Raw genomic sequence first — 24,004 nt, forward strand, 5'->3', positions numbered from 1 at the left:
ACGGCAGTGAATAAGCGTAAGGTGTTCCCATCTGATCAGGCAGCATTCAAAGTGGTGTACTTAGCCACCCAGCAGGCGTCTAAAAAGTGGGCGATGCCAATCCGTAACTGGACGTCTGCTCTGAATCGTTTTATGATTATGTTTGATGACCGTATCAGTAAGCATTTAATCTAAAGGGCAGTTACACAGAATATGGGATGGGCTCAAAAAAACCGTATCTCGAAACCAAGATACGGTCATAAAGACATTGAGCCTTTGTTCTCACTCAATAGATTAACTATCAATCACTTCAAAGCTAAGACCAGAATGCGCTTCTAAGCGTGTTATTAGCTTATTTCCCATCGCAGATGCTGGTGTCCAGAACCCACCGCCAACGTCCTCTTTGCTGATATCTTGTGCCAAGCATAATGCCGCCTGCGAAATCATACGAGAGGTACTGCCATAACCAGGATCTCTATCACCTGTTACTTTAACGGTAATAGTGTCATTTTTAGCCGTTTGGCCAAAGTGACGAATATCAAAGTAGCCATTCTCTTGCTCGTCCTTAGAAGGGCCTGAGCCAGCTTTTGGTAAGACGTGCTTGGATAGTAACTCGCGACTCGGTTTAATCATCATCGCAGTGGCAAAGCCCAATAAACCTGCGCTCATAGCATAGCTAGACAGTTTTCCTTTGACGCCATCTTTCATCCACATCGCTTCATCATATTTAAAATCGCGACCGTATTCATAGCTGAGCAATTGGTTAGTACGATGGACGATACGCGTATTGATGGTGGCCATGACGAACGGTGCTAACCAGCGCTTATGATTACTGTCATATACTGGTTTGCTGACATTGTCCTGACGTACGTTTGGTGTATCAGTATCATCGTTTAACAGATAAGGATTGGCCACTTGTTTGCGACGTGCTTTGTCCTCACCAGCTTCTTCAAATATTGATGCCATCGATGCGATAGTACCACCTGAGATACCACCTTTCGCTGCTTTGACACGCATATGGATAACATTACAGGTCTCGCCGAACTTTTCTTCTGCCTTAGCTTGGGTAAAGTACGCGCCCAAATCTGATGGAATAGAATCAAAACCACAAGAGTTAACAATACGGGCACCACTTTGCTTGGCAGTGTCTTGGTACTTATCCATCATATCTTTGATGAAAATGGCCTCACCAGTAAGATCGACATAATCTGTACCGTTTTCAGCACAAGATTTAATCAGTGGCTCACCATATTTTAGATAAGGACCGACAGTTGAGATGATGACTTGAGTTTGCTTTGTCATCTTATCAAGGCTGGCAGCATCGTTACTGTTAGCAATAATAATGTCTACCTTGCTCTCAAGTTTGGCCTGCAACTTGTTGAGCTTGTCTTCATCACGACCTGCGATCGCCCATGATACATTTGAGCCATCTTCGTTCTTATTATTTGATAAAAAATTGGTTAAATAGTGGGCAGTGATCTGACCGACGAAGCTTGTCGCGCCATATAGAACGACAGCATAAGGGCGAGTGTCGCCGCTGGTTTTTTGTGTAGGGTGTTCAGTATCCGTATCCGTATCCGTATCCGTATTGGTATCCATATGTATTGTCCTTAATAGATTTGAGAATAGGTGGATAGTAAACTATAAACCAAGTCGTTTAATTAGGTTAGGGGTTTGTGAGGTCGCTACAGTTTATAGTTTGCAGCCTACCTCACATACTACTTCACATATAACGTGAGAAATTTAAAATAGTTCTGCCTGCAGTTAGAGGAACAGAGTCCAGTAAAAGAGCATTTAATAAAAGCACATTCAGGTAAAAAGCGCTTAGTTTAATAACTCTCAGTTAAATAACGCTGTATTCAGAAATATAATTCTATTTCGAAAATATCATCTATTAAAGAAAAAGAGGTATGAGACATTAACAGTTACTACAAACTTTACATAACCTACCGATATTATTACTAAAATGAACGTTTTTTAGAGAAGAACATTGCTAATCTATAAACGTAAACAGTAATAACTAGCATTAGATAAAAACAAGTTAAATAGATGCTATATAAATTCTAATATCTGTTTTTTACCATTATTGAGGAGAAGATTATGTTTCGTTGGGCCATTATTTTTGCAGTGATCGCATTATTAGCGAGTTTCCTAGGTTTTGGCGGTGTCGCAGGATTGTCTGCTAATTTGGCATACATTTTCTTAGCAGTCGCTGTGATTTTGTTTATCGTTGCCTTTGTCAGTCGTAAGATGTAAACACAGCTTATCGTTGTAAATACCTACTATAAAAAAGACCCTCAATTGAGGGTCTTTTTTTGTCTGCTTTGACTAGGGTAATCAATAGAGAACTCGGATAATCGGCATCAAGGCATACATTGTAAACTTGCTACTATAACCGTTTGGGCTGAATAATATGCTCCATGCGCTTGGCTAAACGAATATCCAGACTAGATATACCACCTGTATCGTGGTTGGTTAAACGAACCTCCACGATATTGTAGGTATTACGCCATTCTGGATGGTGCTCAAGCGCTTCAGCATGAAATGCCGCTTGATTCATAAAGCTCATAGCTTCGATAAAATCGCTGAAATGATAGGTCTTGACGATGCTATTGCCGTCACGCTGCCAGCCAGCCAGCTCTTCTAGCTGTAGATTGATTTGTTTGTCAGATAAACTACTCATATTAATAACCTTTATTGTTATGTCGAATTGGTTTATTAAAATTGGTACTAGGGTACATCTCCTATGCTAAATAAATATCTACATACATTTCCTGCTTTGCCCGATGTCATTTAACTGAGTCTAGTTAACGAATTACTTGAGTCTAATTATGTAGACAGTTAAATCAAATCTTGATACTCAGGATGTTTGCTAATGTATGACGCGACAAATGAGCATTGTGGTATCACTTTCTTGTCTTGCTCGCGTGCATAATTCAATGCGTGCTTTACCAGTGCTGAACCAACGCCTTGACCGCCTAATTGCTGCGGTACGATAGTATGATCGTAGACCAATTTGTCAGCACTGTCCTGATAGCTAATATAACCTGTCTGACCGTCGATAGATGTCTCAAAGCGGTTCGCTGCTTGATTATGAACAATTTCTAGATTTGGTTTAGAGGCTTGATTACTCACTAATATACTCCATTTCTTATTATCAAATTTTTATTATGAACTAAATATTTTATTAATTTCGATAGTGCCAGTTTAGTATGTAGTTTTGATACTTAACAATCTAGACGCTTACCGTAATGGTTGATGGGACGACTGTTAACGTCACCTATGTTTGTTGTCCTACCTTATCATGGCCGTATCTAGTTGCAAATATGAATATGTCACCATGCATAGGAGATAGCTTTACGGACGACTGGAGGCAAAAAGCGAGTGAGACCATCAGTGTTCTCTATCGCTAATTTGTTTTCTAAATTGACAGCTGACCTATCATCTTTATGAGTAGTACTATCTGCATTTTTCGTTGACTGTACATAGGCTTGCCATTCTTTTTCACTAGGTTTGCTAAAGTGATAAATACGTCCCAGTACTTGCTTGAGTTGTGTGCCAAAGTGGCCAGTGTTATAGCTTAAACCATACTTACGGCATATGGCCTGTACCTGCGGCGCAATCTTTGCATAGTGGCCAGCTGGCATATCAGGAAATATATGATGCTCAATTTGGTGGGACAAGTTACCTGTCAAAAGATGGAACCATTTGCTGCCTTTGATATTGCTAGAGCCAAGGATTTGGCGTACATACCAGTCGCCTTTACTTTCATTGGCATCGAGATGGGTATAGATATGCGCTTGCTCAGTGAAATGCCCACAAAAAATTACCGCCCACGTCCATAGATTACGGACAGTGTTGGCAGTCATGTTACCGCTCAACGTACTCAAGGCGCTACGACGACCTAGTGTCAGCGCTACTACAGATGGCAGTGCGATATAGTCTTTGCCTATTTGTCGCCCAATTTTGGCAAATAAGGCGCGAGACTTTTGTTGCATGATTTTGTGTAGATCAGGGGAGTCAGCGTATTCATCGGCACTGATTTGGATGTCGTGAAAAGCTACTGCCCATTCAAAGCCAAATGCCAGTACCGCTGTACTAAACATATTGTAGCGATCTTCTGGCGTCCAAGGCTGCTCGTCAGTCACTCGAATTAAGTGATAGCCTACGTCATGGTCACGGCCAACAATATTGGTAAAAGTATGATGTAGATAATTATGAGAGTGTTGCCATAATGGAGCAGGGCAGACAATATCCCAGTCGAATTTTTGACTATTAAGGTGCGGGTGTTGCATCCAGTCATATTGACCATGCATGACGTTATGACCCAGCTCCATGTTGTTCAATATTTTGCTAAAGCTAAGTAAAGACGTGCCTAGTAGCCAAGTAGCGACTAGACTGCGTTTCGATGGCATACGCCCAGCCGCTGCAAGTAGACCACGGGCGATAATTTCACTATATACCACGGTGGCATATATCCGCTGTATATAGCGTGCATCCTTACTGCCTAGCGAGTCCATGACGCTTTTATATAGGGCATTGAGCTCTACGGCTAAAGCATCACTTTGAAGCTTTGATAAAGGTGCGCCAGTCAACGTTGGGTAGCGAGTCCGTGTCGATGTGCCTGGCTGACCGCTATCATTGATTGCTTCATCATTAAGCTGCGAGTACGACGTTTGCGGCGTCAAATGTGAAGGCGCGTTTTTTGCTAGCTGAGTATCGGACAAGGGCGTCAAAATAGGCACAGCAGATTGTGGCGTAGTAACGGGTGGTAATAAGTGCATAAATAAATCCTTAACCGAAACGGCGTGAATAAGCAGCACTGCATCCGGTTTGATAAGTTATCTGAGTTTTAGCCTATAAAATAACGTTTGCCTTTTATTTCTCATAGGTTGTTTGGCATATGCTTTCTATTGAGCCAGTCGTTCTATTAAATCAGTCATTAAACATCGAGTACCACATCAGTCATGGCAATGTTGATACAAGTCTGAATAGACTCGTAACCATCACCACTCACTTTCCCTGTTTGGACGTTTTTGACCACGCCGCTGACTTTATTACAGCGGCATAACTGGCAAATACCTTGCCGGCAACCATATGCTAGCCGTACATCTGCATTCTCAGCCGCAGCCAGTATGGTCGTGTCACTGCTAAACTGTCGTTGCCGTGACCGCAAATAGACAGTGTGTTCTTCTACAGGTATCGTTTTATCGAATATTTGATTGCTGCCATTATCAACATTAGCTAGGGCATTACCAAAGTTCTCTACTATGATGTTATCGCGCAGCTGTTTGTCTATAGGTAAAGTTATCTCTGCGGCGGCTTTATATAAGCCAGCTAATAACGCTTGTGAACCGCAGGCAAATATTTGCGTATCTGCTAGAGGTAAGTTTAGCGACAGCAGACCCTCTGCACTTAAGTATCTTGTAACAGCCAAATAGGTAGTCGGATCTTCAGTATGGATTAGATGATAAGTGAAGTCTGGATGAGTATCGTTCAGCTGTTGCCACTGATGTTGCAGCTTGGATGAAACAGTCCGACTATAATGCAACAGCGTTACCTGATGTCCATTACTCAAGGCTTGAGTGATAAGTCCGAGCATAGGCGTGATACCGCTACCACCAGTGATGAATAGCAAAGGAGAGGGTTGCTTATTCTCTGATATTTGCTGCCTTAGTATTGAGGTTTGTTCCAAAGTGAAATTTCCAAGTGGCAGGCTTGTATCAACGACACTAGCCAACGGTATCTGCTTGGTTAAATAGTCAGATACCAACCCTTGTGGTTTAATCGCGATAGTTACCGTATGACATTGGTTTGCTGTGTGGTTCTCGGTAGTATCGTCGAGCCACCAAAGTGGTTGATGCGCCAAGCCCACTATCGAGTAGCTACGCTGGTGATAGACCCCCTCAATACAAACGCGCAAATCAAGATATTGACCGCCTTGCCAACCACCCATCATCTCAGAAATCTGCTGTTTAAAGGCTCTATTGGTCTCAAATCGAAGTGCTATTAAATCATCACTTAATGTATAGCGTGCGATCAGGCGTAACTTAGGAGTCGTCAATGACCAAAACGGATGTAAGCGCGATCCGATAAAATCGACAAACGCACGTTGAATAATTTCAGGGCGATAGCCGTTGGCCATATTATCAGTACCTGTATGATTGCTATGAAAGTGAATGATGTAACGCATACAAAGTCAGCTTATAAGTCATTCTAATAATCGAAAATGAAATCGAGCCGATAGACCTTGTTAAGCCACACTAATATGCTAACGGCTATTGATTAAATTTGCGAAAGTTTTGATGCTATTTTTTGTGGTCTTTATAAAACGCTAATGAATCAAAATGTTAAGTTAGTTCATTAAGATAAGACTTCTTGCGTTACTTTTACAACGCGTGTTTTATAGCTAAAGGCCATAGCCTGCTGTCAAAAACGGTAAAACAACTGGTAAAACAACCTGTCAGCTTGCAGGGTATGCGCCACAATGCGATAATGACCTATAATTTGTAACCCTGATTTTGAGGTACGGCACGCTTGGCATCATCGCTGAGTTGCATTTGCTGTTCTCTTCTATGCAGTCTATCGGAGTGTTAATGGCTCAATATATTTACACGATGAACAACGTGTCAAAACTTGTTCCCCCTAAGCGTGAAATCCTAAAAAATATCAACCTATCGTTTTTCCCTGGTGCCAAAATTGGTGTTTTGGGTATCAACGGTTCAGGTAAATCAACCTTGCTACGTATCATGGCAGGCGTGGATACTGAGTTTAGTGGTGAAGCACGCGCGCAGGCAGGTACCAAAGTTGGCTATCTGCCACAGGAACCACAGCTAGACGACAGCAAAGACGTTCGTGGTAATGTCGAAGACGGTATGCGCGAAGCGCTAGATGCGCTAGCACGTCTAGATGCTATCTATGCTGAATACGCAGAGCCTGATGCTGATTTTGATAAGCTTGCTGAAGAGCAAGGCAAGATGGAAGATATCATCCAGTCTTGGGACGCGCACAACTTAAATAACCAGTTAGAAAAAGCAGCCGATGCGCTACGTCTGCCACCATGGGATGCGGACGTTAGCAAACTGTCAGGTGGTGAGAAACGCCGTGTGGCACTATGTCGTCTGCTATTGTCGCGCCCTGACATGCTATTACTTGACGAACCGACCAACCATTTGGACGCCGAGTCTGTTGCATGGCTAGAGCAGTTCTTGCAGAACTACAGCGGTACTATCGTTGCCATTACCCATGATCGCTATTTCTTGGATAACGTAGCTCAGTGGATCTTGGAGCTTGACCGTGGCCATGGTTATCCGTATGAAGGCAACTATACTGAATGGCTAGAGCAAAAGAACACGCGTCTAGAGCAGCAGAACAAGCAAGAAGAATCATTTGCTAAAGCGCTGAAAAAAGAGCTTGAGTGGATTCGTAAAAACCAGAAAGGCCAACAGGCTAAGTCTAAATCTCGTGTACAGCGTTTCGAAGAATTGAACTCAACTGAGTTCCAAAAACGTAATGAGACTTCTGAGATTTATATTCCACCTGGTCCACGTTTGGGTAACAAGGTTATTGAGATTAATGATATCTCTAAATCATTCGGCGATCGTCTGCTGTATGAAAACCTAAGCTTTAACGTACCAGCTGGTGGTATCGTTGGTATTATCGGTCCAAATGGTGCGGGTAAAACCACACTGTTTAACATGATTACTGAGCGCGATACGCCAGATACAGGTTCAGTTGATTTGGGTGAAAGTGTTAAAGTTGCCTATGTCGGTCAGGTACGTGATCATCTAGATGACAACAAAACCGTATGGGAAGAAGTTTCTGACGGTCTTGATATCATTACGGTTGGCGACTACACCACGCCAAGCCGTGCCTATATCGGACGTTTTAACTTCAAAGGCTCAGATCAGCAAAAACACGTCGGTCAATTATCAGGTGGTGAGCGTAACCGTCTGCAGTTAGCGAAGACGCTAAAGCAAGGCGCAAACGTATTGCTCCTCGATGAACCATCAAACGATTTGGATATCGAAACCTTACGTGCACTAGAGGATGCGATTCAAGTATTCCCAGGTACAGTAATGGTCGTATCGCATGATCGCTGGTTCCTTGATCGTATCGCGACTCACATCTTGGCGTTCGAAGAAGAAGGCCCAGTCTGGTTCGACGGTAACTATACTGAGTTTGAAGCGTATCGTAAAAAGACGATGGGTGACGATGCCAGTCCTAAACGTGCCAAGTACAAGAAAATTACCAACTAATACAGCTTTTTAGTGTATTGAAATTCAATAAAAAAGACCGCTAATCGTTAGCGGTCTTTTTTTGTTTAGCGTAAAATCTTAAAGGGTATGGGTAGTCGTTAAAATTAACGCTTACGCCCAAACTTACGCTGTTTTTTATTACTAATCTCAGTAATGGCGTGAGTGATTTCTTCTTCGTCCAAACTAGCAACTTGCTGCAAGATTTGCATCATATCAGGCGTTAACACGTACTTAGCATGATGAGCGATGTCGTTAATGCGATGATCGAAAGTCAATATGCCTGTTTCATCATCTTTTTGTAGATAGTCAAGACGAGTCAACGCACTGATGAAGCTGGTAAACAAGGCGCGATCAAAGAAGTCAGGAATATCATCTGCATAAAGCACAGACAAACGCTGTCCGAGCAGGTGACACAGGTCAACAACTTCATTTTCAGTCAAATTACCAGAGCCTTGCTGAGCGAGTAGTGCAAGCGTCATAAAGTAACGCTCAAGGCTTTGTCCAACTGGTGTTGCCAGCACTTGTAACTGCTGATAATGCTTACTATTAGACTCAGGAACGCTGAGCGTATCATCACCCAAGTCAACGATGAGTCCATGAGACAGCAGATTATCAACTTTCTTATTGAGCGTATCAGCCAAGCCATGTGCTGGATAATATAAGAACAGCTCACTTTGTAAGAACGGATATAGCTGCTCAGCGATACTATCGAGACGGCTGCGTTTGATACGTCCGTTGCGTGCGACTAGTGCAGACAGGAACGACAGCAAAATAAAGACATGTAAAATGTTATTACGGAAGTAGCTAAGTAACGCTGCTTGTTTACCTGCGACCTGAATGATATCGCCCAAGATATGCGGCGTACGCTCAATAAGCTTTAACTTAATACCATAATCAATGATTTGCTGCGGCGTCATATCAGTGATAACTGTATCCTCTGAGTAGACCAGCTGCTGAGCCAGACCTTGGTACAGTGCGATTTGCTCGCGGCAAATATTTTCATCCAATGCAGCTTTCGGTGCTGATAGCAGAACCAATGACAGCAGCGATACAGGTGTGACGACCGCAGCTTTGTTGATATGCTGCATGACTTTTACGCCGATGTTATCAACCATAGCGCTGGTTTTTTCATCAAGCAGCGAGTCAGTACGATCGGATGGCAAACTATTGGCTGGCACATCGAATTTTGTCATAAAGTCGCTAAGATGCAACGGCGTACCAAAGCTCAAGTGCACATTACCGAAGATACGTTCGATTTTGCGGCCAACTTTAAGTAGTCCAATCAAAGACTCTGACTCTTTTGGCTTACCTTTTAGCTCACCGACATACGTGCCGCCTTCCATAATGCGCTCGTAACCAATATAAGTTGGAATAAATACCACAGGTTTATTGGTTTGGCGTAGTTGGCTATGCACAGTCATCGCTAGCATACCCATTTTTGGCGGTAGTAGGCGACCTGAACGTGAGCGACCACCTTCGATAAAGTATTCAATCGGAGTATTGCGTGTGATAAGGGTATGCATATATTCGCGCAGTACAGCAGTATACAGCGCGTTGCCACGGAAGCTACGACGAATATAAAAAGCAACGGCACCGCGTAATAGTGGGCCTAATACAGGTACATCTAAATTGTCACCTGCTGCGACATAAGGGATACTCAGGCCACGTTTGTAGATGACATAAGACAGTAATAGATAGTCGACATGGCTGCGATGACAAGGCACATAAATCAGCTCATAATCGGTCGCAAGGTCACGTACTCGCTCGAAATGATGGACTTCTACGCCGTCATACAACTGCGTCCACAACCATGTCAAAAATTTATAAAAACCACGGATGATAGAATGAGAGTAGTCATTGACCATCTCATTAGCATAGCCTCTGGCCTGACTGCGAGCTTCTCGAACGCTAGTCCCTTTCTCGGCCGCTTCCATCTCAATCGCATGCTTAATAGCTGGCGAGTACACCAGTTTGTCTACCAAGTTACGTCTATCTGATAGATCTGGGCCAAGCATACTAGCGCGCTGCTTATCTAAATAAATCGACAATTGCTGCTGCAACATACGAACCAGTTCACGATTACTATCAGCCGATGCGACTAGCGCATAGTTTGGTATCTGCGCAGCGTCAGTTGCGTCATCACTGTTAGTAGCCGTTGACTCTGTATCGAGTGAATCCGCCGCTGTTAAATCTGCTTTAAGGGCATCTGTAGCAACTGAGTCAAAGGTAGCAGGTCCTTCCACGTCGCCTTTGAGATTATCGTTGATAATGGTACGTAAGTCTTGCGGTGGGTGAAACTGTACAAAAGTGTCGCGGCCCATCACCCCGATATTAAATAATTGCTTAGTGATGCTAGGATCTTGCCAGTTGTCAGCAGTCAGTAGCTTAAATAACGAATCTTCTTTTTCAGGTGCGCGTCCCCACAGAATCGATACGGGCACTAGACGTACCTTTAACTCCGGATATTGCAATACAGCAGACACTAAGCGAGAAAGGCGAGGTGACAATTGGCTGTCTTTAGCACTTGGGTGATTCAAAAATATGATGGCCGCATTTTCTTTAATATTATGGGCGGCATCATTTACTCCAACCAGTGCTGGCGGTAAGTTGTGCTCTTGCGTCTGCAAGTCAATCAGAATACTGTTTGAACGAGAATAGTCCTGTAGTACATAAAACCGTAGCGTCTGATCATCATTGTCGAACTCAGGTAGCTCGCCTAATAACTTAGGTTTTACGGCGATATCGAGCATCTGACCTGACAGCTTACGATACAGCTGATTGATCGGTGCATTAGAATAAGGCTTAGTAGCGATTGCATTGCCAACAGTTTTAGCAGTGCCATCAGTCGCGACTGGCGCTTTAAAAATCCGTTTTTTTAAGAACTTCGGTATCATAATCAGTATCAAAAATAGTCAAATATGTTGCGCTTATGATGCCATAAAAGCCACCAAAGCGATATATAGTGTCTGTATATACTACCAATATTAATACGGTTTGGTTACGCTGTAGTGAGTGACCAATTATACAAAATGCTCAAACATTTGAAAGTTCACATGTTTAGGGTAATAATATATTTATATCACCGATGACTCATAAATATAGCGTCTATTTTTCAATTTCATTTTATTAAGCCTAAAACTTATGACTCCAGCTATCGATCTTGCCAAAAAACGTAACCTTGATTACCAAGTACACGAATATACTCACGACAGCAATGCCGTATCGTTTGGTTTAGAAGCCGCAGAAAAACTTGGCGTAGCGGTGACACAGGTGTTTAAAACTCTAGTGGTGACCACTGATACGGGTGTACTTGCTGTGGCGATATTGCCAGTCGACAAGACACTTAACTTTAAAAAAATGGCTAAGGCGCTATCTTCTAACAAACTGCTATCTTGCAAAAAAGTACAGATGGCTGACCCCAAACAAGTAGAGCGTAGCACAGGCTATGTGTTGGGTGGCGTCAGTCCACTGGGTCAAAAAAAGCGACTAAAAACCGTGATAGATAGTACAGCTCAAGATCAGGCCACTGTCTATGTAAGTGGTGGCCGCCGCGGTCTTGAGATTGAATTGCCGCCTGCACAGTTGGCCGCGACGCTTGATGCTTGCTTTAGTGGTATTACTGATGAGTAAAATGTTATACGGTGGCTATCATCTGCCTATTACAAAATGGCCATGTCGACAATTTCGCTAAGCATATTTATGAGTAATCTATACTGGGTTCGCTTGTATTGAAAATATTTTGGCGCAAGATTGTTGTAGATTGACCATAGCGATGAGGCGTAGACTTATACGCCGGTTTATCTATTATTTTTATCTACATTTAAGGACATGCTCATGCCACATTTAACCATTCAAGTAACACCCAACGTCAGTATCGCTCACGAAGAATCACTGCTCAAATCGTTAAACAAAGCATTGTGGGATAGTGGTCAGTTTAAGCTGCCTACTGATATCAAAGCCCGTATTGTACCTATTAACTCATTTCTAGTAGGTGTTGAAGATGATGAACAGGCCAATGGATTTATTTACGTCCACCTAAAGCTGATGAGCGGACGTGATATGGCCACTCGTGACCAGTTGGCTGAGATGTTGGTTGCTACTATCGAGGAAAAAATAGGCGCAGAGCAGTCAGGACGTGCGGCATTGCAGATATGTGTAGAAGTTGAAGAGATAAGTGCGGTCTATCATAAAAAAATGCTTGGTGACTAACAGTACTCGCCTTAAATATAGTAGAGCCTTTATAAAAGTGGTACAGTAGTTTTAAAATAAATGAAAAGTAAAAAGATTATGACTTATTCAGCAGACTTTCGAGCTCAAGTGATTAAAAGTGTCGAACAACAAGGCATGAGTATCAGGCAAGCCAGTGTATTCTATGGTATTAGTAAGGCCACGCTACAGAATTGGCTCAAAGATCCTAGTATTAAACTAACTCGCAATAAACCACCAAATAAAATACCTAATGAAGCGCTATTAAAAGATGTTGAACAGCATCCAGACGATTACATGTACGAAAGAGCACAGCGTTTTGGATGTAGTAAGTCGGGCATCGAGGCCGCTTTAAAACGTCTTGGCATTAGTCAAAAAAAAGACCTTAGAGCATCCAAAAGCTTGCCCATTAAACAGAGCTAAATATCTAAGTAAACTGGGCGACTACATCGCTCAAGGCTATGTAATTGTATACATGGATGAAAGCGGCTTTGAGTCTGAAACCATTCGTTCTCATGGTTATTCACCTATTGGAACCCCTTGCATTGATTGCTATAACTGGCAAGGTAAAAAGCGCACCAACGTTATTGGTGCCTTATATAAAAAAGCGTTATTTGCCCTAGATTACTTCGAAAAGAATATCAATGGCGATATATTCTACAACTGGTGCAAAGACACGCTAATACCAAGCCTTAAAACTAAATGCGTGATTGTCATGGATAACGCTAGCTTTCACAAACGCGTTCAGAGATTGCTCAATAGACATGGTCATCGCCTGCTATTTCTACCGCCTTATAGTCCCGATTTAAACCCTATTGAGAAAAAATGGGCACAGGCGAAGTTTTTGCGCCAAGGGTGGATGGAGAATAATTTACCTAAACTGTTTCATGATATGGGTTGTACCAATTTTATTTTGGATTGACTATAGCTCGTTGCTTTTTATTATGTATAAGTATGTTTTTTAGTTAAGCATAAAAAAGCGCCTAAATGATAGGCGCTTTTTTATTGGTTATCGATGCTGTATTAGTTAATTTTAGTCTAAGAATGCAAAGTGATCGATGTCCATTGCTGTCATGCTTTCGCTTGGTGCAACCATCGCTTCTGCGTGACCAGAAGTACGTGGTAGCAACTTATCAAAGTAGAATTCAGCAGTCTGAATTTTTGCTTTGTAGAATTCTGGTGCTTCTGTGCCGCCATTTTCTAGCTTTTCATAAGCGACCGCTGCCATACGCGCCCAATGATAACCCATCATTACGTAGCCTGAGTACATTAGGAAGTCCTCTGACGCTGCTGAGATGATTTCACGATCTTTACGTGCCATCAGCATCAAGCGTACCGTCAAGGTGTTCCACTCAGCACATAGTTTGGTCAGTGCCCAAACAAATTTACGCATTTCTTTATCGAGTGCGTACTCGCCACACCATTTCATGATGCTTGACGTGTAATCACGGATAATCTTACCTTTAGACTGTAAGATAACCTTACGACCTAGTAGATCAAGTGCTTGTACGCCAGTAGTCCCTTCGTACATCGTCGCAATACGAGCATCACGAGCGATCATCTCCATGCCCCATTCTTTGATGTAGCCGTGACCACCATAGACTTGCTGACCATGCTTGGCAGCTTCGATACCTAGCTCAGTTAAGAAGCCTTTTAGAATTGGCGTATAGAAGCCCAATTTGTCGTCCCACTTTTCGAACTCTTCATCATCGCCATTGACAATACCTTGTGCCATTTTGTCGGCATAACGTGCTGAATGATAAATCATTGAGCGACCGCCTTCAGCAAAGGCTTTTTGCGTCAGTAGCATACGGCGTACGTCGGCATGATGGATGATAGCATCAGCTACTTTTTCAGGATCTTTAGTACCAGATAGCGTACGCATAGAACGACGTTCTTTGGCATATGGCAGTGCATTTTGGAAAGACAATTCAGTATGCGCTAGACCTTGGATACCAGTACCGATACGAGCCGTGTTCATGAATGTGAACATGGCTTTTAGGCCTTTGTGCGGTTCGCCGATTAGATAGCCGACTGCGCCATCAAAGTTCAATACACACGTCGAAGATGCGCTGATGCCCATTTTGTGCTCAATTGAACCACAAACAACGGCATTGCGCTCGCCAGCTTCACCTTCAGCGTTCGGTGTGAACTTAGGTACGATAAATAGTGAAATACCGCGCGTGCCTTCTGGTGCATTTGGTAGACGTGCTAGAACGATATGAACGATATTATCTGTTAAGTCATGCTCACCGCTTGAGATAAAGATTTTGGTACCGCTAATTTTATAGGTACCGTCATCCTGCGGGATGGCTTTTGATTTTACTTGGCCCAGATCCGTACCACACTGTGGCTCAGTCAAACACATCGTACCTGCCCACGAGCCTTCGACCAACTTCGGTAAATACAGTGCTTTTTGCTCATTCGTACCGTATTGGAGTAGCGTGTTGATACAACCGGTTGATAGGCCAGAGTACATTGCCCATGGCCAGTTGGCAGTACCGATCATCTCAGCTTTAATAATGTTGATTGACGTTGGCAGATTCATACCACCGAATTCTTCAGGATATGAGATACCTTGCCAGCCGCCTTCTACGAACTGGTCATAAGCCTCTTTAAAGCCCTTTGGCGTGGTCACGACGCCATCTTCGAAATGACAGCCTTCTTCACCACCTGATTGATAGAGCGGGGCAATGACGTTTTCAGCAAAATCAGCCATACCTTGTAGGATCATGTCAATCGTTTCAGGATCGGCATTTTCGCCGTTATCCAAATCTTTATAGTGGGTTTGGTAATCAAATACATCATTAATCAAAAATTTGATATCACGTAAAGGTGCTTTGTAAGTTAACATAATCGCTCTCTTTGGTTAGTTCGCTATCATAGACTTATGGCGCAATATTTGAGTCACAACTTATGTAAGCGATATTTACTTATTTTGGATGAGCTAGACGTTATATTAGTCATCAAGTGAGTTGTTAGTGGACAGCTTTCTAGTGTATTAGTTATTAGAATGCCTTTAGTGGCGGATAGCTGTTATGGCGTTAATATGATTATAAATCTTAAACAGCGACAAATATACAACTAATAACTATTATTCATGATTAATTATGTTATTAATTCATTTTAGTTTGTATAGGTAAATTGTATCTTCGCTTGAAATTATTCTATAAAGGGTTATGTAGACTCATTTAAATTCAAAGAAAAATGGACTTATCAAATAGGAAAGCCATTTATGAGCACCTCAAAAAAGCAACAGCGAGCCTCTTGGTTGAGCGCATTATTAACTCGTATTAAGTGGTTAATCGATGGTGAGCTGAATCATTTACTCACAGTCAATCGCAGTCAGCGACCATGGCATATGCCCATCATCGCGGCGATTGCGATTAGCTTTCCGGTGTTTGTAGGGGCTTATTTTGGTGACTTGTCTTCAGGTATCAAAGCATCGCTAGGCTCGATGATTATTCTAAACCTACCATTTGCAGGAGGGCTACCACATCGGCTAGTGACGGTCATGGCTTGGGGTTTTGCGATGATACTCAGCTTTGCACTGGGGCTGATCGCGCAGCTGATGCCAGTGTTGCGGCTGCCTGTGTTTATGCTGATTGGGATTAGCGTGGTGATGTTAGGTCGTTATTATCGGCAACCACCACCAGCGGGATTGTTTGTATTGATGGCGGGTGCGATTGCGCTATTTATCCCCGTGCCGATTGATCAAGTGCTCTCAGCGATAGGGCTTGTGATATTGGGTAGTGGCTCCTCGATGTTGCTAGCGCTACTCTATAGTTTGTTCTTATTGGCGGCCCGTCCTGTTGCTTCTGTCCCTGTCTATGATTATCAGCCTGATATGATTAGCGATAGTCTGATCGTGGTAAGTTTCGTTAGTTTGGCATTGGTCGTTGCCGTTCTATTAGAGCTGCCTTATCCATACTGGGCAGCGATGAGCTGCTTTATTATCATCCAAGGTATGCAGCTACGAACCATGTGGATCAAACAGTTGCACCGTTTATTGGGTACGTTGGCTGGCATGGGCGTGGCGGGCTGGATGCTGTCTTGGGGACTATCAGGATGGGGCATCGCTATAGCAATACTATGTATGATGTTTTTGATTGAATCGTTTGTCGATCGGCATTATGGACTGGCGGTGATATTTATCACGCCGCTGACGATATTTATCGCCGAGTATGGTAGTACGATGTCAGTGCCTCCCGTCGCTGGGGACGTTATCCAAGCGCGTATGATTGATACGGCGCTCGGCTGCGTGATTGGATTGAGCGGTGGTCTGGCGATACACTCTACGCGATTGCGTGTACCGCTGCGCCGTTTTGAAAATTGGCTATTACTGCGTTTTAGTTAATAGCTTTACAATGCATTCTCTTTGATTAACGGTCTTTATTTAACGTTGTTGTCGCTTGTGCGACATCGATAGTATGCCCAGTCCAACGCTCAAAACTTAAAGCGGCTTGACCGATAAGCATACCGTAGCCTTCAGAGGTCTGTGCGCCGCGAGCGGCAAAATGCTGCAAGAATGGTAGCGGACGACCATACATCATGTCGTAAGCGTACTGACAGTTTAGAGCATCATCTAGCGGTAACGTATCACCTGACAAACCAATAGAAGTGGCATTAATGATAATGTCAAAAGAGCTACTGAGTTCATTGGTCGCGCAAACCTCGATATGTTGGTCGTCGATTATTGAGCTGGCCGCACTGAGCTCATTTACCAAATCAGCTGCCTTAGACACGGTGCGATTGGCAATCGTGAGAGAGTTAATACCGGCTTCAAATAATGGCAATATTACGCCACGCGCTGCACCACCTGAACCTATTAGCGCCACACGAGCATTGGTCAGCGGCCAGTCCATACTCATAATGTGATTGGTAAGTCCTTGCCCATCCGTATTATCACCGTAGAGTGCCTCTGTGATTGGTGCGCCGCTTTCTAATAGTGCTTTGTTCAACAGTAACGTATTGACCGCGCCTGCCGTCTTGGCATGTTCTGATAAGCCACCGCGCGCCGCACAGCAGTCATAAGCGACTTGTTTAAAAGGAACCGTCACGTTAGCACCCACACCGCCACCGCAAAAAAACGCCTCAACGACAGCTGTAAAACTGGCGGCATCATCAGGGCAGTACTGACGCTGATAGCTAATATCAATCCCTGCTTGGATAGCAAACTGCTCATGAATCTCAGGAGATTTACTATGGGCGATTGGATTGCCAATAACGATAAAGTGTTGGGTCATAAATAGTCCGCTGGCTAGAGAATCAAAATACTATCAAAGAAGCAATAAGTGGCGTTCAATCATCATAAGGGATAACGCTATGATTGACAAACCAAGAGGCTATCACTAATCAATGATTAGAAAGTGACAGCGTGAATCAGAGGCTGCCTTATCGCTTTTGAAAATAAATTATGATATTGAAGCAGCTTTAGGTAATTAGTACGCAAGCAGTTTTCCTCTTCCTATTAAAGAGAAGACTGTTTTGGTACGTTATATATTTAACAAATCTGTACTCTCGGGGAGTGCTCCGCGTAACGTAAAAGGTAGTCAAGTGCTGAGCAGTTGGGTAAACTATAAAATATGGAAACCTATATCAATATGTTGTAATGACTGCTAGATTATAATGTTTGTGAAATATGCTCTTTATTGAAAACTATTCGTTATCAGCGGCGTTCCTGCCAGCTCGTTAATACTATTTCGAGATCAATCTAAAAGTGTGAGTAAATTATCCATGTGGAATCCTAACCTACAGACCCTTCTAGTCGGTATGATAATGGCAGTTAGTGTGACGCTCAGTGGCTGTGACAGCACCAAAGAAGATGCTCCAAATCCAGATGCTGAGACCACTGAGCAGGCAACAACGAATGAGCCAGTACAGGACAGCGCAAACAATCCTGACCTAGACGGTGCCACTGCTCAGCAAGGCACGCCAGTGAGATATGATGTCGCAGCATGGGGTACGGATAAGGTTGAGTCGCTCGCTGTAGATGAGTTAGATAGTATAAAATCGGTGTTTGGCGAAGTGATGAGCACTGACGAAAACAGCCTAGACTATGCCAGTAATCCAGCGGCAAAATATCGCTTTATGAAAACGGACGCGCCTTATCTAGATATCATCGACTCTGAAAAATATCTAGAGCTAGGCTGGTACTATGCCAATCCTACTGATACAGACAAAGAAAAAGAGCTGAGCCAAAACCACGCCAAAAAAGCCTATCAGCTATCACGTCAATTGATGGGTGATGATGGCGGAAAAATGGTTGCTGATATGCTCAATAGCCAAATCATCAAAAATAGAATCGTCGGTGGACAAAAAATAGAGCTAGCAAAATGCGAGTTTTATAGCTGCATGCTAGTTATCAATAAAGCCGCTGCTCAAACAGACAATAGCTAAATCATGACCGATACGACGTCAGTACCAAACGGTTGGGTGTGTCTGTACCCACAAGTCAGCAGTGTGACCGAAGATAGTAGTTTGACCAAAGACAGCAGTGTGATTGAAGATAACAGGACAACCAGCCAAACGGTAACCATGTCTCTAGATAATCGCGGACTGGCATACGCTGATGGCTTCTTTACTACCATGGGCGTTATCGATGGGTTGATACTATGGTCAGATTATCATTATCAGCGGCTTGTCTCTCATGCTGAAACCTTGCAGCTAAACATAAATAGCGAAGAGCTATTAGCAGTACTGCAGCTGTATGCCCAGCAGTTAGAGCAGGGCATGCTAAAGCTAATAGTTACTCGCGCTGCGCAGAATGTACGCGGTTATGGCTATGCACCTAGTACAAATGGTAGCGACTGTGAGATATGGCTAAAGGCTACCGCAATGCGAGTTTCTACTGCACTGCAGTTGTCTTTACCTGATGGCAACCTAGTACCTATCCAACCCAATGCCTCGGCAATATGTTTGTCTTCTCAGATTGCTTGCTTACCGCCATCGCTGGCAGGTATCAAGAGTCTTAATCGTTTAGACAATGTCCTCGCTAGTGGTGAGCTACAGCAGATAAAAGCTGAGCCATTGGCTGCTAAACTTGCGGTAACGCTTGGTGAAGGACTGCTACGTGATATGAGCGGGCAGTGGGTCGAGGGTACGATGAGTAATGTATTCTATCAATTGGCAGAAGCGCCACTATTAGAATCCAAAACTGCCTCTAGTATTCATAAAGATAATGAAAACTACCTAACCACCGGTCAGTGGTACACCCCTTCTATGGCTCAATCGGGCGTCACTGGCGTCATGCGTCAGGTAATTATAGATGCACTATCTACGACACAATATCCAGTCATAATCAGGTCGCTACAAGATGAGGATTTGCCTAAATTAACGCAGTTATTCTTTTGCAATGCACTGCGCGGTATCATGCCAATGAGCAGTCTGACGTTATTGTCAGGTGAGGTTGTGGATTTTCGATCGTTTTAGCTATTATTGAAAAATATTGAATTTGGTATCAATGAAGTCATCAGGATACAAAACCACTTGCTCATTTCTATACATTTCTTGCGCTTTCAAAAGGGCACTTTGCTCATCTTCAGCATTTACTTCCACGATATTACTCAGCGTTTCCAAAATCTCTATTTGAAATTTTTGTGTTGCCGTCTCATTTCTTTTCATTGTATTCACTTTCATTTCTCACAAATAACTTCAGTCATCAATACCAAGTAGATTAGCAAAAGCCCTCAAAAGAAGTGATCGTCTTTTGTTACGCAGACTTGTGCCATAAAGCAAATCGATCAATGATCCTTTTTCAATAGAAATGATTAAAAGGACAATATCGAATGCGTTTAATATATGAAAAGGTAAGGGTTCCAATACAAATCAGACGTTTGATGGTGTTCGATGAAATTTGTAGATTGGCCAAAGCTCAGCCTAATGAAATCGTGCATTTGTCACCTTATACTCAATTGGCTTTTGGTGTCATATATTTAAAAAACCTTAAAAGGTTTGTGGCTTTTGGAGGTATGTTTGAGTATGCGCATACGCGAGAAGAAGTCATTGAGCAGGGTATCGACGTTATTGCTAATGATGAATTGGTAATGTGTGCCTTGACAGTTAATCTAATTCCTTTTACCAAACCTGCACGCAACTCGGTACAGCTGTTATAGCAGTGGAATCGCTATGTGCGTAATCGATTGCATGCTTATATTGACTATCGTGAAGAGCATTTTTTCAAAATCAATGATGAAATTGATTGGGAGTATCCAGCGCATAAGTTTCATCAGCGTCTTGTGGCTACTGCGCGATTACCATTATGGGATGATAGAGATGAGCTGATTGCCGATGTGTACCGTGACAAAAAGGGACAGCCAAAACCTAAGCACTACAACGAGAAGCGACTAGTATAACTTTCGATAATGACCACGGCTTATAAATTCAATGATGCCTCTATCGCGTAGTATCTGTAGTTGCTGACGGATTTTATCTTGAATATGGTTATTTTCGGGATGTTTAAGTTTTAACTCGTCAGCAAAACTATAAACTTGCTTTAGCGAAAAGTGATTATCAAGCCTATCGATGCACTGCCAGATATCGAGTGTCCAACCACGAGAAGCGACAGACTGTTTTCGTAAAAACAAGGTTCTTTGAAATTGTTGGCTGACATCATCTCGTGGTATGACTTGCTGATTTTTGACCAAAAATACTTTGCCCGATTCGGGTACTTGGCGTAAGTCAATATTGCAACCAACCCAACCTGCTCGTTTTGCCGTCACTGATAAGGGTTTACGCTTAACAATAATATCGGGTGTAAAGAAATGCTTGGGAATAATCAGAAAGTTATTGACGGTGTATTCTTTTGAGTAGGTTAAAAAGAAGAAGCTGGGATTGTTCTTACTATTGATACGCTCAATCATCGTCTTATAAGCACCATCATTGACAACATTGCTTAACTTGGCTTTTTTACTTTTTAGCTCATATTGCTCATTACAATTTTCGCAATAAAAATCAGCAACAGGTTTGTTATTAGCAAACTCAGCTAGCGACTGGGCGCTACAATTGGTGCAGTAACTATTTTCTTTTACCCATGCTTCACTGAGTACACGAACTTTTTGAGGTTCAGAGTGATAGTTTTTAGCAAGACTTTGGTTAAAATGTAGGTTCATAAGATATTTTCATTATTAATAGATAAGCTGAGAATACTGAAAAAAACGCCTAAGTATTAAGCCATATAAACTGCTATCAATAGCAAGATAATTCATAAGCTAAGCAAATACCATTGAAAATCGCACGGTTCAGTGCTAAATTCTAGCAAACATCTGCCTCGCGAGTTGCCATGAGCAAGCCTACACCCAATATACCACCTGAACGTCCCAATGAGTCGCCGTCAAACAAACAAGATGGCACAGTCGAGGAGCATGTCGATACCACGCTGCCGGACGCGCAACCAGTGGTAGATGAGGTGGAAGACACATCAGCAACGCCAGCAACCAACGTCTCGCTTATTAGCGGTAACAGTAAACCGCGTCAATATAAAGTTAATAACCCATCGTTTTTTATGCAACGTGGCTATCAAGTGCTGCTAGTGCTAGGGCTAATTGCTGCATTTTTCTTAGTCATGGTTTATCAGACGTTGTTTGGTCGTATCGAGCAGCCGCAGCAAATGGTCACGATTGAGCCAGGTCAGACGTATTACGGTCTACTACCGCAGTGGCAGCAGCAGATTCCGCTGTTTTCGGCAGGCGTGGCCAAGCTATATATCAAATCGCAAGTCGATGCACCGTTGCATGCTGGTACGTACCAATTACCCGAAAACCCGACTATCGCTGAGGCGTTACAAATACTAGGTCAAGGCGCAAAAGCGGCCATGGTCAAGGTACAGATCATCGAAGGCAAGACATCTAAAGACCTTTACCAAGCGCTGCGTGACAACGACAAAATCGAAAAAGAAGTACTGACCGCAGATAATGATAATGCCAGTATTGCTCAAGCATTGGATTTGACGGGTGTACTGCCCGATAGTGTGGCTAATAGCAGTGACCCAATTGTTAACTATAATCTTGAAGGTTGGTTCGCGCCTGACACTTATTATTATGGTGAAGGAACCAGCGATAAAAAAGTACTGACTGACTTGTATAAGCGTCAGCAGCAGGTACTGACTGATGCATGGGAAAATCGTGCGCCGAACCTCCCTTATAAGAGTCCATATGAAGCGTTAGTGATGGCATCTATTATTGAAAAAGAGACCAGTGTTGCTGATGAACGTCCTTTAGTTTCTGCCGTATTTAGAAATCGCTTGAATAAAAACATGCGTATGCAGACGGACCCGACCATTATCTATGGTATGGGCAGTCGTTACGATGGCAATATCCGCCGCAAAGACATCAATGAAAAAACGTCTTATAACACCTATCAAATTGATGGTTTACCGCCAACGCCAATTGCGCTACCATCAGCGGCCTCTATCGAAGCGACCTTACATCCTGCTGATAGTGAAGCGTTGTATTTTGTGGCAACGGGCAATGGCGGGCACAAATTTACCAACAGCTTGGCTGAGCACAATCAAGCGGTAAAAGACTACCTCAGTGTCATGCGTGAGAAAAAATCTCAAACGCCGCCGCAGTAATATTCCTTCTGAATCTTCTTAAAAAACTTATCGTTTATTGAGTGCTACAAAGTAGAGGTAGCGCTCATCAATGACATAAGGTCATATCATGTCAGTATCTATGCACATCAGCGCAACACCGTCACATACCAGCACACCATCATCGAATCTACCTGAATCAAATGCTTCAAATACGGAGACGGTACCTACTTTAGGCCGCTTTGTTAGTTTTGAAGGGACCGAAGGCGTAGGAAAAACCACCGCGATTGAACAGTTATGCTTGCGCTTAGAAGCTAATGGCATTTCGTATCTGCGTACTCGTGAGCCGGGTGGTAGCCCATTTGCAGAGCAATTGCGAGACATATTATTGGACCCAGCGACTGATATCGAAGACGATACTGAGCTGCTACTATTGTTTGCGGCGCGCTGTGATCACATGCAGCAAGTCATTTTACCAGCGCTCCAAAATGGTACTTGGGTAATATGTGATAGATTTACCGACTCTACTATTGCGTATCAGGGCTTTGGGCGTGCTTATGGTGACGAGCTGGTACGCGGCAAAATCGATATGCTTATCAAACAATTTGTGACGCAGCTTCCTGAGCTGACATTGTGGTTGGATTTGCCAGTAGCAGAAGGCATGAAGCGTGCCAACAAGCGCAGTGCGGCAGATCGTTTTGAGCAGCAAGCTACCGAGTTTTTTACTTGGGTGCATACTGGTTTTAGTCAGCTAGCGAGCGAATACCCTGAGCGTATACAGCGTATTGATGCATCGGGCAGTACGGATGATGTGAGTGCACGTATATGGCAGACAGTTATGGACAGATTTGATATCAAATAACTAAATTTTGCCAAGTAGATTTATAAGGCAGTTAGATGTAATCGATAGTTAGTTAGACAGTCAGTTAGCACCAATAAAAAGCCCCAGCATATTGTGAACTGAACCCCAAATCTTGGACGGTTTACGTTTATTTCAAGGACTGAGTTCTGTACTGTACAGGACTCAGTCCTT

The 24,004-nt window shown here is 43.1% G+C and carries 23 protein-coding genes; 13 read left to right on the forward strand and 10 right to left on the reverse strand.

The features are described 5' to 3' along the window. Positions 1–273: 273 nt before the first annotated feature. Positions 274–1,578: a trans-acting enoyl reductase family protein gene (locus QO187_RS13200; protein WP_371548595.1), complete on the reverse strand. Its 1,305-nt coding sequence runs from the start codon at positions 1,576–1,578 to the stop codon at positions 274–276. 501 nt (positions 1,579–2,079) lie between these two features. Between QO187_RS13200 and QO187_RS13205 the strand changes: the two genes are divergently transcribed. After that, entirely contained in the window at positions 2,080–2,235 is a 156-nt protein-coding gene (locus tag QO187_RS13205; RefSeq protein WP_082624527.1) for a DUF1328 domain-containing protein, read from the forward strand. Between the two features lie 133 nt (positions 2,236–2,368). Here the strand turns inward: QO187_RS13205 and QO187_RS13210 are convergent, their stop codons facing one another. From QO187_RS13210 to QO187_RS13225, 4 genes are all read right to left on the reverse strand, one after another. Next, positions 2,369–2,662 (reverse strand): 4a-hydroxytetrahydrobiopterin dehydratase, encoded by a 294-nt coding sequence (locus QO187_RS13210; protein ID WP_057757953.1) that lies wholly within the window; start codon positions 2,660–2,662, stop codon positions 2,369–2,371. Positions 2,663–2,820: 158 nt separating this feature from the next. Further along, complete coding sequence (locus QO187_RS13215) at positions 2,821–3,114, reverse strand: GNAT family N-acetyltransferase (RefSeq protein ID WP_102092548.1); 294 nt, start codon at positions 3,112–3,114, stop codon at positions 2,821–2,823. A 200-nt stretch (positions 3,115–3,314) separates the two neighbouring features. After that, positions 3,315–4,763, reverse strand: a complete 1,449-nt coding sequence (locus QO187_RS13220; RefSeq protein WP_102092547.1) for an acyl-CoA desaturase — start codon at positions 4,761–4,763, stop codon at positions 3,315–3,317. A gap of 158 nt (positions 4,764–4,921) precedes the next feature. Continuing rightward, entirely contained in the window at positions 4,922–6,172 is a 1,251-nt protein-coding gene (locus QO187_RS13225; protein WP_228153118.1) for a flavin reductase family protein, read from the reverse strand. A gap of 403 nt (positions 6,173–6,575) precedes the next feature. On the opposite strand from QO187_RS13225, the gene ettA reads away from it, so the two are divergent. Then, positions 6,576–8,237, forward strand: coding sequence for an energy-dependent translational throttle protein EttA (gene ettA, locus QO187_RS13230; protein WP_057757965.1), 1,662 nt, complete (start codon positions 6,576–6,578; stop codon positions 8,235–8,237). A 104-nt stretch (positions 8,238–8,341) separates the two neighbouring features. Here the strand turns inward: ettA and plsB are convergent, their stop codons facing one another. Next, positions 8,342–10,987, reverse strand: a complete 2,646-nt coding sequence (gene plsB / locus QO187_RS13235) for a glycerol-3-phosphate 1-O-acyltransferase PlsB (protein ID WP_371548602.1) — start codon at positions 10,985–10,987, stop codon at positions 8,342–8,344. A 391-nt stretch (positions 10,988–11,378) separates the two neighbouring features. Here plsB and ybaK point away from each other — a divergent pair, with 391 nt between their 5' ends. The 4 genes from ybaK (at position 11,379) to QO187_RS13255 (ending at position 13,365) form a co-directional block, all read left to right on the forward strand. Further along, a complete protein-coding gene (gene ybaK / locus QO187_RS13240; RefSeq protein ID WP_102090904.1) occupies positions 11,379–11,867 on the forward strand; it encodes a Cys-tRNA(Pro) deacylase in 489 nt (162 codons plus the stop codon). Positions 11,868–12,071: 204 nt separating this feature from the next. Next, complete coding sequence (locus QO187_RS13245; RefSeq protein ID WP_102092545.1) at positions 12,072–12,446, forward strand: 5-carboxymethyl-2-hydroxymuconate Delta-isomerase; 375 nt, start codon at positions 12,072–12,074, stop codon at positions 12,444–12,446. 78 nt (positions 12,447–12,524) lie between these two features. Next, positions 12,525–12,866, forward strand: a complete 342-nt coding sequence (locus tag QO187_RS13250) for an IS630 transposase-related protein (RefSeq protein ID WP_102092504.1) — start codon at positions 12,525–12,527, stop codon at positions 12,864–12,866. Further along, entirely contained in the window at positions 12,805–13,365 is a 561-nt protein-coding gene (locus QO187_RS13255) for an IS630 family transposase (RefSeq protein WP_134292717.1), read from the forward strand. Before QO187_RS13250 ends, QO187_RS13255 begins: the two co-directional genes overlap by 62 nt. A 111-nt stretch (positions 13,366–13,476) precedes the next feature. Here the strand turns inward: QO187_RS13255 and QO187_RS13260 are convergent, their stop codons facing one another. Further along, positions 13,477–15,297: an acyl-CoA dehydrogenase C-terminal domain-containing protein gene (locus QO187_RS13260; RefSeq protein WP_102092496.1), complete on the reverse strand. Its 1,821-nt coding sequence runs from the start codon at positions 15,295–15,297 to the stop codon at positions 13,477–13,479. Positions 15,298–15,678: 381 nt separating this feature from the next. On the opposite strand from QO187_RS13260, the gene QO187_RS13265 reads away from it, so the two are divergent. After that, positions 15,679–16,800: an FUSC family protein gene (locus tag QO187_RS13265; protein WP_102078684.1), complete on the forward strand. Its 1,122-nt coding sequence runs from the start codon at positions 15,679–15,681 to the stop codon at positions 16,798–16,800. A gap of 25 nt (positions 16,801–16,825) precedes the next feature. Here QO187_RS13265 and aroE read toward each other — a convergent pair whose 3' ends face one another. After that, entirely contained in the window at positions 16,826–17,689 is an 864-nt protein-coding gene (gene aroE, locus QO187_RS13270) for a shikimate dehydrogenase (protein ID WP_102092497.1), read from the reverse strand. Between the two features lie 490 nt (positions 17,690–18,179). Between aroE and QO187_RS13275 the strand changes: the two genes are divergently transcribed. Together QO187_RS13275 and QO187_RS13280 are read left to right on the forward strand one after the other, a co-directional pair. Then, positions 18,180–18,842, forward strand: a complete 663-nt coding sequence (locus tag QO187_RS13275) for a hypothetical protein (RefSeq protein WP_102092498.1) — start codon at positions 18,180–18,182, stop codon at positions 18,840–18,842. A gap of 3 nt (positions 18,843–18,845) precedes the next feature. After that, positions 18,846–19,874, forward strand: a complete 1,029-nt coding sequence (locus tag QO187_RS13280; protein WP_102092499.1) for an aminotransferase class IV — start codon at positions 18,846–18,848, stop codon at positions 19,872–19,874. Positions 19,875–19,877: 3 nt separating this feature from the next. Here the strand turns inward: QO187_RS13280 and QO187_RS13285 are convergent, their stop codons facing one another. After that, complete coding sequence (locus QO187_RS13285; RefSeq protein WP_102092500.1) at positions 19,878–20,066, reverse strand: DpnD/PcfM family protein; 189 nt, start codon at positions 20,064–20,066, stop codon at positions 19,878–19,880. A 164-nt stretch (positions 20,067–20,230) separates the two neighbouring features. Here QO187_RS13285 and QO187_RS13290 point away from each other — a divergent pair, with 164 nt between their 5' ends. Both QO187_RS13290 and QO187_RS13295 read left to right on the forward strand, forming a co-directional pair. Further along, positions 20,231–20,557 carry a hypothetical protein gene (locus tag QO187_RS13290; protein WP_228153111.1) on the forward strand — a complete coding sequence of 109 codons (327 nt, stop codon included), beginning with the start codon at positions 20,231–20,233 and terminating at the stop codon, positions 20,555–20,557. A gap of 15 nt (positions 20,558–20,572) precedes the next feature. Beyond that, positions 20,573–20,797, forward strand: coding sequence for a hypothetical protein (locus tag QO187_RS13295; RefSeq protein ID WP_228153112.1), 225 nt, complete (start codon positions 20,573–20,575; stop codon positions 20,795–20,797). On the opposite strand, the gene QO187_RS13300 is transcribed toward QO187_RS13295, so the two are convergent. After that, positions 20,789–21,553 carry a DpnI domain-containing protein gene (locus tag QO187_RS13300; protein WP_102092501.1) on the reverse strand — a complete coding sequence of 255 codons (765 nt, stop codon included), beginning with the start codon at positions 21,551–21,553 and terminating at the stop codon, positions 20,789–20,791. The two genes, QO187_RS13295 and QO187_RS13300, sit on opposite strands and share 9 nt — an antisense overlap. A 170-nt stretch (positions 21,554–21,723) precedes the next feature. On the opposite strand from QO187_RS13300, the gene mltG reads away from it, so the two are divergent. Further along, positions 21,724–23,013 carry an endolytic transglycosylase MltG gene (mltG, locus tag QO187_RS13305; RefSeq protein WP_102092502.1) on the forward strand — a complete coding sequence of 430 codons (1,290 nt, stop codon included), beginning with the start codon at positions 21,724–21,726 and terminating at the stop codon, positions 23,011–23,013. Positions 23,014–23,113: 100 nt separating this feature from the next. Further along, positions 23,114–23,833: a dTMP kinase gene (gene tmk, locus QO187_RS13310; RefSeq protein ID WP_102092505.1), complete on the forward strand. Its 720-nt coding sequence runs from the start codon at positions 23,114–23,116 to the stop codon at positions 23,831–23,833. Positions 23,834–24,004 lie beyond the last annotated feature (171 nt).

It is taken from the genome of Psychrobacter sp. Arc9 (genome assembly GCF_041431295.1).
In the GTDB taxonomy this organism is placed as follows: Bacteria; Pseudomonadota; Gammaproteobacteria; order Pseudomonadales; family Moraxellaceae; genus Psychrobacter.

What these genes read in the sequence shown, in the direction of transcription:
- QO187_RS13250 (WP_102092504.1), top strand. Translation starts at nt 12,525, where the DNA reads ATGACTTATTCAGCAGACTTTCGAGCTCAAGTGATTAAAAGTGTCGAA.
- QO187_RS13275 (WP_102092498.1), top strand. Translation starts at nt 18,180, where the DNA reads ATGTGGAATCCTAACCTACAGACCCTTCTAGTCGGTATGATAATGGCA.
- QO187_RS13220 (WP_102092547.1), bottom strand. Translation starts at nt 4,763, where the DNA reads ATGCACTTATTACCACCCGTTACTACGCCACAATCTGCTGTGCCTATT.
- QO187_RS13200 (WP_371548595.1), bottom strand. Translation starts at nt 1,578, where the DNA reads ATGGATACCAATACGGATACGGATACGGATACGGATACTGAACACCCT.
- QO187_RS13225 (WP_228153118.1), bottom strand. Translation starts at nt 6,172, where the DNA reads ATGCGTTACATCATTCACTTTCATAGCAATCATACAGGTACTGATAAT.
- QO187_RS13300 (WP_102092501.1), bottom strand. Translation starts at nt 21,553, where the DNA reads ATGAACCTACATTTTAACCAAAGTCTTGCTAAAAACTATCACTCTGAA.
- QO187_RS13245 (WP_102092545.1), top strand. Translation starts at nt 12,072, where the DNA reads ATGCCACATTTAACCATTCAAGTAACACCCAACGTCAGTATCGCTCAC.
- QO187_RS13265 (WP_102078684.1), top strand. Translation starts at nt 15,679, where the DNA reads ATGAGCACCTCAAAAAAGCAACAGCGAGCCTCTTGGTTGAGCGCATTA.
- QO187_RS13290 (WP_228153111.1), top strand. Translation starts at nt 20,231, where the DNA reads ATGCGTTTAATATATGAAAAGGTAAGGGTTCCAATACAAATCAGACGT.
- QO187_RS13205 (WP_082624527.1), top strand. Translation starts at nt 2,080, where the DNA reads ATGTTTCGTTGGGCCATTATTTTTGCAGTGATCGCATTATTAGCGAGT.
- ettA (WP_057757965.1), top strand. Translation starts at nt 6,576, where the DNA reads ATGGCTCAATATATTTACACGATGAACAACGTGTCAAAACTTGTTCCC.
- QO187_RS13260 (WP_102092496.1), bottom strand. Translation starts at nt 15,297, where the DNA reads ATGTTAACTTACAAAGCACCTTTACGTGATATCAAATTTTTGATTAAT.
- ybaK (WP_102090904.1), top strand. Translation starts at nt 11,379, where the DNA reads ATGACTCCAGCTATCGATCTTGCCAAAAAACGTAACCTTGATTACCAA.
- mltG (WP_102092502.1), top strand. Translation starts at nt 21,724, where the DNA reads ATGAGCAAGCCTACACCCAATATACCACCTGAACGTCCCAATGAGTCG.
- plsB (WP_371548602.1), bottom strand. Translation starts at nt 10,987, where the DNA reads ATGCTCGATATCGCCGTAAAACCTAAGTTATTAGGCGAGCTACCTGAG.
- QO187_RS13285 (WP_102092500.1), bottom strand. Translation starts at nt 20,066, where the DNA reads ATGAAAAGAAATGAGACGGCAACACAAAAATTTCAAATAGAGATTTTG.
- QO187_RS13210 (WP_057757953.1), bottom strand. Translation starts at nt 2,662, where the DNA reads ATGAGTAGTTTATCTGACAAACAAATCAATCTACAGCTAGAAGAGCTG.
- QO187_RS13280 (WP_102092499.1), top strand. Translation starts at nt 18,846, where the DNA reads ATGACCGATACGACGTCAGTACCAAACGGTTGGGTGTGTCTGTACCCA.
- aroE (WP_102092497.1), bottom strand. Translation starts at nt 17,689, where the DNA reads ATGACCCAACACTTTATCGTTATTGGCAATCCAATCGCCCATAGTAAA.
- tmk (WP_102092505.1), top strand. Translation starts at nt 23,114, where the DNA reads ATGCACATCAGCGCAACACCGTCACATACCAGCACACCATCATCGAAT.